Raw genomic sequence first — 13,144 nt, 5'->3', positions numbered from 1 at the left:
ATCTGCTCGGGCGACGGTGAGGGCATAGCAAGGGATCACGGCATACATGCGCCTCGCACTGACCGCGACGAGGGCGGCAAGGTCAGCAGATGGATTCCCGCCTGCGCGGGAATGACGAAGGTTGGGTGCAAGGCCGCTTGAGCCCCATCGTCCCCACCGCGCGCACGGTCGCCATCCTCGCTGCTCTGGCACCGCTGGCGGTGCTCGTCGCCGCCATCGCTCCAGGCGCACGGCTGGCGGTCGTCGCGCTCGCTCTGCTGGTGCTGCTGCTCGCCATCGTCGACGCGCTGCTCGCCGGGAGCCTCGACAGCTTCACCGTCACCGTGCCCGGCGATGCCGAAGTCGGCGCCGAGCACCACTTCGCCTTCCACGCCCATTTCCGCGGCGGTCGCCGCAGCGAGGCCGAGGCCGCGCTCGCCTGTGACCCGCGGCTGGTGGAGGGCGGCCGCGCCTCCGCCCCGCTGGCCGGGCAGGCGGACATGATCGGTCGCGCTCCGTTCACCCCCTCGCGCCGGGGCACCGGCCGCGTCGCCACTGCCTGGCTGCGCTGGACCGGGCCGCTGGGCCTGGGCGCGCGCCAGCACGCGCGAGCGCTCGACCAGGAGGTGCGCGTCTGGCCCAATCTCTCCGACGTACGCTCGCCAGCGCTGCAGACCTTCCTGCGCGACGCGCAGTTCGGCCTCATCGCCCGGCGCATTCGCGGCGAGGGCACCCAGTTCGAGGCGCTGGCAGAGTATCAGCCCGGCATGGACCGCCGCCGCATCGACTGGAAGGCATCGGCCCGGCACCGCCATCTCTATGCCAAGGAGATGGAAACCGAGCGCAACAACCAGATCGTCTTCGCCTTCGACTGCGGCCAGGCGATGTGCGAGCCGGTCGCCGGCATGGCCCGCATCGACCGCGCCACCAGCGCCGCGCTGACCACCGCCTATGTCGCCCTGAAGGGCGGCGACCGCGTGGCGCTTTACGGCTTCGCAGCCAGGCCCGAGGCGATGAGCCCGTTCGTCTCCGGCTCGGCCCAGTTCCATCGCCTGCAACGCGCCGCCGCCGCGCTCGATTACCGACCGGAGGAGCCCAACTTCACCCTCGCCATGGCCACCTTGTCGGCACGGCTGACCCGGCGCTCGCTGGTGGTGGTGTTCTCCGACTTCACCGATCCCACCGGGGCGGAACTGATGGTGGAGAGCGTCTCGCGGCTGGTGGCGCGCCATGTCGTCCTGTTCGTGACACTGGCCGACAGCGAGCTGGAGGAACTTGCGGTCGCGACGCCGGGCGATCTCTCCGCCGTGGCAAGCGCTGTCTCGGCCGACGGGTTGCTGCGCCAGCGCGCGCGGGTGCTGCAGCGCCTGCGCCAGCTGGGGGTGGACGTGATCGAGGCGCCCTGGGACAAGATTGGCACGCGGCTGCTCGACGCGTACTTCGCGATCAAGCGCAAGGGGGTGATCGGGTGATGGTGCGCAGCGCCCCTGCACCAATGAATTTCGTCATCCCCGCGAAGGCGGGGATCCATCTCCTGCCCTGGCGTAACAGGAACCACCTGGAAATGGATTCCCGCCTTCGCGGGAATGACGAGATTTCAGAGTTCGAGGTCATGTGGTGATGCCAGCCGGTTCCGACCCCCTTACCCCCGACCCCCTCGTCAGCGCCCTCCTGCGCTCCGACCGCTTCCGCGTCGAGCGCGAGGCGGACTGGCGCCGCCTGGACGCAATCGTCACCGCCATGGAGAAGGGCCGCCTGCGCCGCGTGCCCGATGCCGACCTCATCGCCCTGCCGCAGCTCTACCGCACCGTCGCCTCAAGCCTCTCGATCGCACGCGCGATCTCGCTCGATGCGGCGACGCTGGGCTACCTGGAGGCGCTGGTGCAGCGCGCCTGGTTCGTGGTGTACGGACCGCGCTCCTCGCTGGGCGACTGGCTGCGCGGCTTTCTGGGCGGTGGCTGGAGCCGGTCGGTGCGCGGCCTCGGCCTGGACCTCGCGATCGCCTTCGCGGTAATGTGCGCGGGCGTGCTGGTCGGCTGGCTGCTCGTGGCGCACGATCCGGATTGGTACCAGGCGCTGGTGCCCGGCCAGTTCGCCGACACGCGCGTTCCTGGCGCCAGCCGCGAGGCCTTGCGCGCGACGCTGTTTGGGAACAGCCAGCAGGATGGAATGGGTGCGTTCGCCGCCTACCTGTTCAGCAACAACGCCGGCGTCTCGATCCTCGCCTTTGCGCTGGGCTTCGCGTTCGGCGTGCCGACGCTGCTGCTGCTGGTGCAGAACACCGCGATCCTGGGCGCGATGCTGTGGCTCTACCATGGCGCCGGTCTGACGCTGGACTTCGCTGCATGGATCTCGGTCCACGGCACCACCGAGCTGTTCGCCATCCTGCTGTCGGGCGGCGCGGGCCTGCACATCGGGCGCGCGATGGCGTTCCCGGGGGAGCGTAGCGTGCTTGCCGCGGCGTCCGAGGCGGGCAGGCGCGCCGCGCAAGTCATGGCCGGCGTGGTCATCATGCTGGTGGTGGCGGCCATCCTGGAAGGCTTCGCGCGCCAGCTGGTCGACAACACCCCCGGCCGGCTCGCGATCGGCGGTTTCATGCTGGCGCTGTGGTGCGCCTACTTCTTCGCCTTCGCGCCCGGGCGCTCGCCGGGCCACGCAGGATCACGCCGCTGATGGCGCGCACGGCCGCCATGCCCAGGCGCCAGGCGCGCAGCAATCGCGACCGCATGCTGATCACGCCCGAAGGCGTGGCACTGCCGCTCACCGTGGCCAGTCGCGGTGCGCGCGCAGGGGCCTTGCTGCTCGACTTCGTGTTCCTGGGCACCGTGTTCGTGGTGGTGACGATTGCGCTGATCTCGCTGGCCGGCGGTGTCGCCCAGCTGATCGGTCGTTTCGGCAGCGGCGGCGAGGCGCCCGCGGCGCTGCAGTTCCTGATCGTCGTGTGGATGATCGCGACCTTCCTGCTCCGCTACGCCTGGTTCCTGGTCTTCGAGCTGGGGCCGCGCGGCGCGACGCCGGGCAAGCGGCTGAGCGGCATCCGCATCGCCGCGCGCGATGGCGGGCGGCTCACCGCCGAGATGGTCATCGCCCGCAACCTGCTGCGCGATATCGAGCTGTTCCTGCCGGTCGCCTTCATCGCCTCGGCCGGGGTGGAGAGCCCGCCCGCCTGGCTCGCCGCGACCGCCTGGTTCGCAATGTTCCTGCTGTTCCCCTGCTTCAACCGCGACCGCTTGCGCGCCGGAGACGTGATCGCCGGAACCTGGGTGGTCGAGGCCCCGCGCCGCAAGCTGGAGGCGGCAATGAGCGTTCCGGCGGTACCCTCGGCTGCCTCGTCCGCCTACCTGTTCACCGAAGCCGAACTGGCGGTCTACGGCGAGTACGAGCTGCAGACGCTGGAGCGCATCCTGCGCGAGGATCGCGATGCCGCGATCGAGTCGGTGCAAGCGACCATCGCCGCCAAGATCGGCCGCGACCCTTGGGTGCCGGATTCGCGTGCGTTCCTGGAGGCCTACTACGCCCAATTGCGCGCGCGGCTGGAGGCAGGCATGCGGATGGGGCGGCGCAAGGCGGACAAGCATGCGGGGGATGCATCGTGATTGCTCTGCGGATCGTGCGCGATGACCTCACGGGACCTGAAATCCTGGCGCTGCTGCAGCTGCACCTTGACGAGATGCACCGATGGAGCCCGCCGGAAAGCGTCCACGCCATGCCGGCCGGGCGCCTGCGCCAGCCGGACGTGACATTCTTCAGCGCCTGGGATGGCGAGACGCTCGCCGGGTGCGGCGCGATCAAGCACCTCGACGCGCAGCACGGCGAACTCAAGTCGATGCGCGCGGCGCCGGAGTACCGCGGCCGGGGCGTGGGCCGGGCGATCCTCGACCACCTCCTCGCCGAAGCGCGCGCACGCGGCTATGCGCGGGTGAGCCTGGAGACCGGCCGCCCCGAGCCGTTCCATGCGGCGCAAGCGCTCTACCGGGCGAACGGCTTCGTCGAATGCGCGCCTTTCGGCGACTACGTGTCCGACGACTTCAGCATGTGCCTGACGCGAGTGCTGTGACGACGACGCTCGCTACGTCCCCACGATGCGCTGAACAGGCGTTCAATTTTCGGCTTCACCCGCAAGCGTTTTGGCCCTAGCCAAAGCGTCGAAAACTTCGGGAGGATGCTAAGATGAGCTACAAAGTCGCCATCGTCACCGGCGCGGCAGCCGGAATCGGCGCGGCCTGCGCCAAGCGGCTGGCCAGGGAGGGCGTCGCGGTCGGCGTGCTCGATCTCGACGAGGCGCGCTGTGCCGACACGGTCCAGGCGATCAAGGATGCAGGCGGCACCGCCATCGCGCTCGGCGCAGATGTGTCGAACCGCGCCTCCGCCAGCGCCGCGATCGAGAAATGCCGCGATGCGCTCGGCCCTGTCACGATCATCGTCAACAACGCCGGCGTCACCGACTTCACCAAGTTCGAGGACCTGACCGACGAGCGTTGGGACTTCGTCTACGCCGTCAACGTGCGCGGGCCGATGATCATGACGCAGCTGGTCCTGCCCGACATGAAGGCGGCGAACTGGGGCCGGGTGGTCAACATCTCGTCCTCCAGCGGGCAGACGGGGGCTATCAACATGATCTGCTATTCCTCGTCCAAGGGCGCGGTGATCACCATGACCCGCTCGATGGCGCAGGAGTTCGGACCTTACGGTATCACCGTGAACAACATCCCGCCCGGCTCGGTGATGGGCACGATCATGTCCGAGGAGAACCGCGACCGCTTCCAGATCCCCACCGAAGTGCTGCTTCAGACGATCCCGGTGCGCCGCATGGGCGAACCCGACGACATCGCCAACGCCTGCGCATGGCTCTGCGACGAGCGCAGCCAGTACGTCACCGGGCAGACCATCGGGGTCAACGGTGGGCGCGTGGTGAGCTGAGGGAAGTTCGTGTGAAGGGGTGGCAAGAACTCTGACAACCGTCGCCCCCGCGAAGGCGGGGGCCCCGCTTCCTTGCCGCACAGGGTGAGGAAGAAAGAACAAGCGGGGTCCCCGCCTTCGCGGGGACGACGAGAGACGTCGGGTCGATCGAGGGCGATACAAAGCAGCCATCAAGTGCCATTACGTGTGAGCGCAGGCACGTGGTGGGCTGATGATCGGATCCTCCCCCTGCAAGGGGAGGGGGGCCGCCAGCGTAGCCAGTGGTGGAGGGGTGTAAGCCTATTTGTGGAGCACTGCGCCGAGGGTGACACCCCTCTGTCAGTCCTGCGGACTGCCACCTCCCGTTGCAGGGGAGGATCTAAAGTGGCCAACAGAAAAGGCCGGCGAGGGCACTCCCCCACCGGCATTTTTGCATGTCTCAACCGTAATCAGGTCTGCTTGGGATCGCCGGCCGGACCGGCCTGCTTGTAGCGCTCGATCGCCTCGAGCGTGATCTGCTGCGCCTCGGCGCGGCCGCCCCAGACGCCGACGCGGACCCACTTCTTCTTTTCCAGGTCCTTGTAGTGGGTGAAGAAGTGCTCGATCTGCTCCATGACGATGCCGGGCAGGTCGTCCTTCTCGGACACGTTGGAGTAATAGGGGAAGACGGTATCGGCAGGCACGCAGACCAGTTTCTCGTCGCCGCCGGCTTCGTCTTCCAGGTTCAGCACCGCGATCGGACGGGCCGCCACGACCGAGCCGGGCACGAACGGCGAGCGCGCGATCACCAGCGCGTCGAGCGGATCGCCATCGGGCGAGAGGGTGTGCGGCACGAAGCCGTAGTTGGCGGGGTAGCGCATCGGCGTGTGCAGGATGCGATCCACGAACAGTGCGCCGGACGCCTTGTCGAACTCGTACTTAACCGGCTCGCCGCCGACCGGAACCTCGATGATCACGTTCAGACTTTCAGGTGGATTGTCTCCAACGGGAATCATGTCGATACGCATGGCGGTCCTTCTCTCCTGCAGCGTCTACGCCGCGGTTGACTTGGGTGCGGGCGGCTTAGCGGGCGTAATGCTGCGCCGCAACGTGAATTCATGCTTGCTATTGGGTAAGGTTGCGTGGGGGACAGCGCACGCAGGCCACGGCCCTGTGCGCATACTCGTCATCCCCGCGAAGGCGGGGATCCATCTCCTGAGTTCGCGTTTGACCAACTACCTGGAGATGGATTCCCGTGTTCGCGGGGATGACGAATGAGCGGAGACGGCCTAGCCCTTGGGTGCCAGCAGCCTGTCCAGCCCGGTGTCCTTGCTGCCCGCCCGCTCCAGCCACGGATAGCGCAGGCCGCCGTTCCAGGTGACCGGCACCGTCTGGTACTGCTCGCCGCGCTTCACCAGCAGTTCGATCGGCTTGTTGCTCGTCTTGGCCGCGACGACCGCGTCCTTGATCACCTCGGGCGTGTAGGCCGTGGCATTGACCGCGACGATCTTCGCGCCCTTGACCACGCCGGCATCGAACGCCGGACCATCCCACACCGCCGATGTGACCTCGCCCTCGTTGTTGACCGCCAGGCCCAGCGAGTACGTCAGGTCCAGCGTCTTGCGATCCTTCGACGCGCCTTCGGTGTAGGGGTTGGGCTTGTCCTTCCAGACCAGCTTGTATCCGGCCTTCTCGATCCCGGCGAGCGGCGCGGGTGCATTCGGGGTGTAGAGCCGATCGCGCAGGAAGCTTGCCCAATCGTAGGCGTAGACCCCGTTCAGCGTGGCGACGACATCGTCGAAGGTGTAGGTGAGCTCGCCCCAGTCACCGTCGCGCATGCCGAAGAAGGCGCGGGCGAAATCGTCCAGGCCCTTGGCGCCGCGCGTGCCCTGGCGGATCACCTGGTCGGCCTCCAGCCAGACGAGCGCGCCTTCGTTGTAATAGTCTTCCCCGCGAGTGAGCGAATCGTGTGGCAGGGCCTTGCGGCCGTTGATGATCGGATCGTAGGTCGTGTCCTCGACCGAGCGCCAGGCGCGGCCCGGCAGGCCTTCGGAGTAGCGCCCGGCCTGTGCCGCCAGCGCGCCCAGCACCACCTCCTTGCTCTGCACGCCCGAGCGCGCCGCCAGCACCAGGCCCCAGAACTGAGTCTGGCCTTCGTAGACCCACAGCAGGGAATTGCGCATCGGGTACTGGTACTCCGGCGTCCACAATTCGGCCGGGCGCCGGTACTTGCCGTTCCAGCTGTGCACCAGCTCGTGCGGCATGACGTTGCGGTCCCAGTCCATCTCCTTCCAGTCGACCCAGGTGTTGGGTTCCATCTGGTTCTCGCTGGAGCGGTGGTGTTCCAGGCCGATGCCGCCCATCCGGTCGGTCAGCGCCAGCATGAGGTCGTAGTGATCGAAATGGCGGGCGCCGAACAGCGCGGTCGCCTCGGTGACGAGCTTGCGGTAGGTCTCCAGGTGCTCAGGCTTGATCGCCAGGTCGCGCGGGTCGTCGGCGACGGCATCCAGCTTGACGTTCTGCCCAAGGTCCCAGCTCTTGGCGTGCAGGCCGGCGAAGATAGGAGAATCGACCAGGGTCGCGTAATCGACCTTGCTCCAGCGCACCACGTCGCCCTGCCGGCTCATGCCGTCCAGCGCGGTGAACACGCTCCAACCCGCCGGCACCTTGACCTGCGGGACCACCTGGATCCGGCGAGCATAGTACCCGGCCGGGTAGAGGCTCATCTTCTCCCACTGCAGGTTCAGCATTTCCTGCGTCATGGTGATGCGCCCTTCCGATGCCTGCAACGGCGAGGTGTGGACGAACCTCGCGGTGACGGTCTTCGTGCCGTCGGGCAGGGCGAGGTGGAAGGCGTTCACCTGCACGTCGTCGCGCTGCCAGCGCAGCGGCTTGCCGTCCGCCTCGAAGCGGATCTGCGCGAACAGGGCCAGGCTGTTGCGGGGACTATGACCACCGGGGATCCACAGCGGTTCCAGCAGCGTCAGCTCGCGCGTGCCGGCGGCGACCGGGATCGTCTGCGTCACGGCATAGACGCCGCGGCGGGTGTCCGTGGCATCGATGGTGAGCGTGATCGTGCCCGGATATGCGACATCGCGCGCCGGCGGGAGCGCAGGCGGCAGGGCGACGGCTTCTGGCGCGGTGTTGCCGGTGGCTTGCTGCGCCGCTGCGGGGGTGGTGATGGAGAGAGTGGCGAATGCGAGCGGTGCGACCGCGTGGATTATCTTCATGCAACATCAATGCTTAGGCAATCTGGAAACTGCAAGCCTCAGTATCGCGAAGAAGACGCGAGTCGCATCCTTCGTCACCCTGAACTTGCTTCAGGATCTATCATGCCGAGAGCCCGGTGCTTCGAGCACGCAAACCGCACTGGCAGTTGGCCGGCAAGCAACCCGGTTACAACTGCGCAAAAGGCCCTGAAACAAGTTCAGGGTGACGATGAATTGGATCGAAGGCTGGTGCCCGTCGCCGCCGCCACCTTTGCTTCACTGCGCGTGTCGGCTAAGCGCGCGGACGATGAACACCACCCCCCAAGCCATTCGCGGGACGCAGGACATCTTCGGCCCCCAAGCCGAGGCCTTCGCCCGCGTCGTCGAGACCTTCGAGCGCGTCCGCAAGCTCTACCGCTTCCGCCGTGCGGAGATGCCGGTGTTCGAGAAGACCGCCGTGTTCTCGCGCTCGCTGGGCGAGACGACGGATGTCGTCTCCAAGGAGATGTACTCCTTCGAGGATCGCGGCGGCGAATCGCTGACGCTGCGGCCGGAATTCACCGCCGGCATCGCCCGTGCCTTCATCACCAACGGCTGGCAGCAGCACGCGCCGTTGAAGGTCGCCACGCATGGCCCGCTGTTCCGCTATGAGCGGCCGCAGAAGGGGCGTTATCGCCAATTCCACCAGATCGACGCCGAAGTGATCGGTGCGCCCGAGCCGGCGGCGGATGTCGAGCTGCTGGTCATGGCCGATCACCTCCTGCGCGAGCTCGGCATCGCCGACGGCGTGACGCTGCAGCTCAACACGCTGGGCGATGCGGCGAGCCGCGATGCCTGGCGCGCCGCGCTGGTCGAGTACTTCCGCGCGCACAGTGCCGAGCTGTCGGAGGATTCGCAGGACCGGCTTGAGCGCAATCCGCTGCGCATCCTCGATTCCAAGGACCCGCGCGACCGGCCCTTCGCCGATGCGGCGCCGCGGATCGACGATTACCTGTCGGCAGAGGCGCAGGACTTCTTCGGTGCGGTGACGCAAGGGCTCGAAGCGGCAGGGGTGGCGCACACCCGCGCTGCGGCCCTCGTGCGTGGGTTGGATTACTATCGGCACACCGCGTTCGAGTTCGTCACCGACCGGCTGGGCGCGCAAGGCACCGTGCTGGGCGGCGGGCGCTACGACGGCCTGATGGAGGCACTCGGCGGTCCGGCTACTCCGGCGGTCGGTTGGGCGGCGGGCATCGAGCGCCTGGCGATGCTGGTCGCCGATGCGGGCGAGGTGGCTGAAGCCAAGGCGGACGTGGCGATCATCCCGCTCGGGCCGGCGGCGGACACCGCGTGCCTGGGCCTCGCCGCGACGCTGCGCCGTTCGGGGCTGGCGGTCGACATGGGCTATCGCGGCAACATGAAGAAGCGGATGATGCGCGCCAACGACAGCGGCGCCCGCTTCGCGCTGATCGTCGGCGACGAGGAACTCGCCGCCGGCGAGGCAATGGTGAAGGACCTGATCACCGGCGACCAGGAGCGCGTGCCGCTCCATGCCATTCCCTCGCGGATCGGCAGCAATGGCTGACATGTCCCAGATCCTCCCCTGCAAGGGGAGGTGGCAGTCCGCAGGACTGACGGAGGGGTGTAACCCTCTCGCGAGCGTGCGACACCAGCGGGGACACCCCTCCACCGTCCGCTGTGCGGACGGTCCCCCTCCCCTTGCAGGGGAGGAACTCGCGGTCCCATGAGCACCATCTCCGAACATCGCCTGCAGCAGCTCGCCGGTCGGTTGTCCGAGCTCGAAGCGCGCCTCGCCTCTGGCACGCTGGAGGGCGACGCCTTCGTCAGCACCTCGCGCGACTATGCAGAGCTGGAGCCGGTCGCCCGCATCGCCTCCGAGGTGCTCGCCATGCGGGGGGAGCTGGAGAGCTTGCAGGCTCTCCAGGATCCCGATCCCGAAATGCGAGCACTTGCCGAGGAGGAGGTCGCGCGCCTCAAGGCCGAGCTGCCCGAGGCCGAACGCCGGCTCGCGCTCGCCATGCTGCCGCGCGACGCCGCCGATCAGCGCCCGGCCATGCTCGAGATCCGTGCCGGCACCGGCGGTGACGAAGCCGCGCTGTTCGCGGCCGACCTTTATCGCATGTACGAGCGCTACGCCGTCGAGCAGGGCTGGCGGGTCGAAATGATCAGCGCCAGCGCCAGCGATGTCGGCGGTTTCAAGGAAGTGGTGGCCAACGTCGCGGGCACCGGCGTTTTCGCCAAGCTGAAGTTCGAGAGCGGCGTCCACCGCGTCCAGCGCGTGCCGGTGACCGAAAGCGGCGGGCGCATCCACACCTCCGCCGCCACCGTCGCGGTGCTGCCCGAGCCGACCGAAGTCGACGTCCAGATCGACGACAAGGACCTCAAGATCGATATCTACCGCGCAAGCGGCGCCGGCGGCCAGCACGTCAACACCACCGATTCGGCGGTGCGGATCACCCACTTGCCGAGCGGCCTGGTGGTGATCTGTCAGGACGAGCGCAGCCAGCACAAGAACAAGGCCAAGGCCATGCAGGTCCTGCGCACCCGCCTGTACGAAAAGATGCGCGACGAGGCGCAAGGAGCAGAGGCCGAGGCGCGCAAGGCCATGGTCGGCTCGGGCGATCGCTCGGAACGCATTCGGACGTACAACTTCCCGCAAGGCCGCGTCACCGACCACCGCATCAACCTGACGCTGCACCGCTTGCCGGAAGTGCTGGAGGGCCCGGGCCTCGCCGAGATGATCGATGCGCTGATCGCCGAGGACGAGGCCAAGCGCCTGGCGGCGATGGATGGGTGAGGGAAGGAAACTTGCGTCGCATGCATTTCGTCGCCCCCGCGCAGGCGGGGGCCCCGCTATCTTCCCGCGAACCGGCTTGAGCCAGAAGAAAGCGGGACCCCCGCCTGCGCGGGGGCGACGGGCTTTCGCCGATCGTTCCTGCCGATGACGTCGCCCGTGACCAAAGCCATCCGCGATGCGGCAGCCGAGCTTGCCGCCACCAGCGACACCGCCCGGCTCGATGCCGAAGTGCTGATGGCCCATGCGCTGGGTGTGAGCCGCTCGGACCTGCTGCTGCGCCACATGGGCGACCCGGCACCCGCCACTTATGCCGCCTTGACCGAGCGCCGCTTGCGCCACGAACCAGTCGCCTACATCACCGGCACGCAAGAGTTCTTCGGCCTGCCCTTCGGCGTCGGCCCCGAGGTTCTCATTCCCCGCGCCGACAGCGAAGTGCTGGTCGAGCGGGCACTCGCTGCACAGCCTGATGCCCGGCGCGTCCTTGACTGCGGCACCGGCTCGGGCGCGCTGCTGCTCGCCACTCTGGCGCACCTGTCGGGGGCCGAAGGCATCGGCATCGATCGTAGCCCGGGCGCAGTCGCCTTGGCGGCGGCCAATGCGCAGGCCTTGGGATTGGCGGATCGCGCGACGATGCTGCCGGCCGACTGGTCGCAGGAGGGGTGGGACGAGACGCTTGGCCGCTTCGATCTCGTGCTCGCCAATCCGCCTTACGTCGAGGCGGATGCCGACCTTGCGCCATCGGTCCGGGCCTACGAACCGGCAGGCGCGCTGTTCGCCGGAGCCGACGGCCTCGACGATTATCGGCTGCTCATACCTCAGCTGGCCCGCCTTCTGGCTCCGGACGGCACCGCTTTTCTGGAAATCGGCGCGAGCCAGGCCGAGGCGGTCCGGTCGCTCGCCGAGGAGAGTGGCTTTGCCACGCAAGTCCATCAGGATCTGGGCGGCCGCGCACGGGTCGTCGAATTAGCGCTGCGGACATAAGATTTCGCTTGGAATTTGGCGGCGCACCGCCTAGGTCAGAGATCGAACCGGCCTATGGACGTGGATTTTCCCATGCCCGGTTCGACTCCAGCATTTGCATTCGGTCGCGGCGGGGGAGTTGCGATCCGGCAGATGTCGGGATCACGGCCGTCGGAAAGCGACCCGTGATGGAGCGACATGCGGCATTGCGGATTTCGACCAGCTGGCCTGGCGGGGTACCGACTGATCCGGGGTTTTGAGGAACGCTATCCTTGAATAACAATCGTAATAATAACAACAACCGTCGGCGTGGCCGGGGGAATAACAATCGTCAGCAAGGCGGGCAACAGCTCAACCGGATCGACAGCAGGGCGCGCGGCAACGCGCCACAGATGCTCGAGAAGTATCGCAAGCTCGCCCACGATGCGCACCTGAACGGCGATCGCGTGACGGAGGAGTACTACCTCCAGTTCGCCGATCACTATTTCCGTGTCATCGCCGACCAGCGCGTGCGTCAGGAGGAGCAGCGCCAGCCGCGTCCCAACGACCGTCCGGGCGAGTACAACGAGGAAGAGGCCGAGGACGACTACTACGCCGATCCCAACTCGCCGTACGATCGCGCGGGCAACTATGCCCCCTCGATTCAGAACGGTGGCCAGAACGGCAACGGTCAGCAGTCGCAGAACGGCAATCACAGTGCCGGTCAGAACACGGGCCAGAACGGCCAGGCCGAGTCCGGCAACCGCCAGGGCTACGGCGGCGAGAACCGGGGTGATCGCGCTGAGCGCAATGACCGCAACGAGCGCAATGACCGCAACGAACGCGGTGATCGCGGCCGTCGCGGCGAGCGCCAGGATCGTCCCGAGCGCCAGGATCGTCCCGAGCGCCAGGACCGTGCCGAGCGTACCGACCGCGCGCCGGTAGAGGCGGCAGCCGCTCTCGCGCCCGAGCAGCAGCCCGACGCGGCGGGTGAGCCGACCCTGTTCGAGCCAGCCGAGAACCCGTTCGTGCGTGAAGCGCGTCCGGCCCGCGCACCGCGCGGTCGCAAGCCGCGTCGTGACGAGGCGACCGAGACCGGCGCCGCCCAGTCCGAGCCTGCCAATCTCGATCCGGCCATGCTGCCGCCGGCGATCTCGCCCCGTCGCGAGGAAGCGCGCGCCGAGGCGACCGCCGCTCCGCGCGACGACGTCGCCGAAGAGGCACCGGCCAAGCCCAAGCGCCGTACGCGCCGCGCCGCGCCGCCGGCCGACGATGCCGCCGGCGCTCTGCCCGAAACGGTAAACTGACGCTGGAGGACGCGCGGCGCGGCACTATCGCTTGC

At 68.0% G+C, this 13,144-nt stretch carries 11 protein-coding genes; 9 read left to right on the top strand and 2 right to left on the bottom strand.

Annotated elements, in window-relative coordinates:
- Window positions 1-89 precede the first annotated feature (89 nt).
- The 5 genes from HNO88_RS04485 (at window position 90) to HNO88_RS04465 (ending at window position 4,899) form a co-directional block, all read left to right on the top strand.
- Entirely contained in the window at window positions 90-1,451 is a 1,362-nt protein-coding gene (locus HNO88_RS04485) for a DUF58 domain-containing protein (RefSeq protein WP_184242886.1), read from the top strand.
- Window positions 1,452-1,599: 148 nt separating this feature from the next.
- A complete protein-coding gene (locus HNO88_RS04480) occupies window positions 1,600-2,652 on the top strand; it encodes a stage II sporulation protein M (protein ID WP_184242885.1) in 1,053 nt (350 codons plus the stop codon).
- Window positions 2,652-3,575 carry an RDD family protein gene (locus HNO88_RS04475; protein WP_246381181.1) on the top strand — a complete coding sequence of 308 codons (924 nt, stop codon included), beginning with the start codon at window positions 2,652-2,654 and terminating at the stop codon, window positions 3,573-3,575. The genes HNO88_RS04480 and HNO88_RS04475 overlap by 1 nt, the downstream gene beginning before the upstream one ends.
- A complete protein-coding gene (locus tag HNO88_RS04470) occupies window positions 3,569-4,036 on the top strand; it encodes a GNAT family N-acetyltransferase (RefSeq protein WP_184243087.1) in 468 nt (155 codons plus the stop codon). The genes HNO88_RS04475 and HNO88_RS04470 overlap by 7 nt, the downstream gene beginning before the upstream one ends.
- A gap of 113 nt (window positions 4,037-4,149) precedes the next feature.
- A complete protein-coding gene (locus HNO88_RS04465; RefSeq protein ID WP_184242884.1) occupies window positions 4,150-4,899 on the top strand; it encodes an SDR family NAD(P)-dependent oxidoreductase in 750 nt (249 codons plus the stop codon).
- Window positions 4,900-5,327: 428 nt separating this feature from the next.
- Here HNO88_RS04465 and ppa read toward each other — a convergent pair whose 3' ends face one another.
- A complete protein-coding gene (gene ppa, locus HNO88_RS04460) occupies window positions 5,328-5,885 on the bottom strand; it encodes an inorganic diphosphatase (protein WP_184242883.1) in 558 nt (185 codons plus the stop codon).
- A 261-nt stretch (window positions 5,886-6,146) separates the two neighbouring features.
- Window positions 6,147-8,087: a M61 family metallopeptidase gene (locus HNO88_RS04455; protein ID WP_184242882.1), complete on the bottom strand. Its 1,941-nt coding sequence runs from the start codon at window positions 8,085-8,087 to the stop codon at window positions 6,147-6,149.
- 286 nt (window positions 8,088-8,373) lie between these two features.
- Between HNO88_RS04455 and hisS the strand changes: the two genes are divergently transcribed.
- The 4 genes from hisS to HNO88_RS04435 all read left to right on the top strand — a co-directional run bounded on the left by hisS (window position 8,374) and on the right by HNO88_RS04435 (window position 13,109).
- The gene (gene hisS, locus HNO88_RS04450; protein ID WP_184242881.1) at window positions 8,374-9,630 is read left to right on the top strand and encodes a histidine--tRNA ligase; all 1,257 of its coding nucleotides are present in this window, start codon (window positions 8,374-8,376) and stop codon (window positions 9,628-9,630) included.
- A gap of 159 nt (window positions 9,631-9,789) precedes the next feature.
- Window positions 9,790-10,863, top strand: coding sequence for a peptide chain release factor 1 (prfA, locus tag HNO88_RS04445; RefSeq protein WP_184242880.1), 1,074 nt, complete (start codon window positions 9,790-9,792; stop codon window positions 10,861-10,863).
- A gap of 144 nt (window positions 10,864-11,007) precedes the next feature.
- Window positions 11,008-11,844 (top strand): peptide chain release factor N(5)-glutamine methyltransferase, encoded by an 837-nt coding sequence (prmC, locus tag HNO88_RS04440; RefSeq protein WP_184242879.1) that lies wholly within the window; start codon window positions 11,008-11,010, stop codon window positions 11,842-11,844.
- Window positions 11,845-12,095: 251 nt separating this feature from the next.
- Complete coding sequence (locus HNO88_RS04435; protein ID WP_184242878.1) at window positions 12,096-13,109, top strand: DUF4167 domain-containing protein; 1,014 nt, start codon at window positions 12,096-12,098, stop codon at window positions 13,107-13,109.
- Window positions 13,110-13,144: the final 35 nt, after the last annotated feature.

The sequence above is a fragment of the Novosphingobium chloroacetimidivorans genome (genome assembly GCF_014204535.1).
Lineage (GTDB): Bacteria > Pseudomonadota > Alphaproteobacteria > Sphingomonadales > Sphingomonadaceae > Novosphingobium > Novosphingobium chloroacetimidivorans.
Note: the sequence above shows the minus strand (reverse complement) of the source record. Positions and strands in the feature narration are given on the sequence as shown.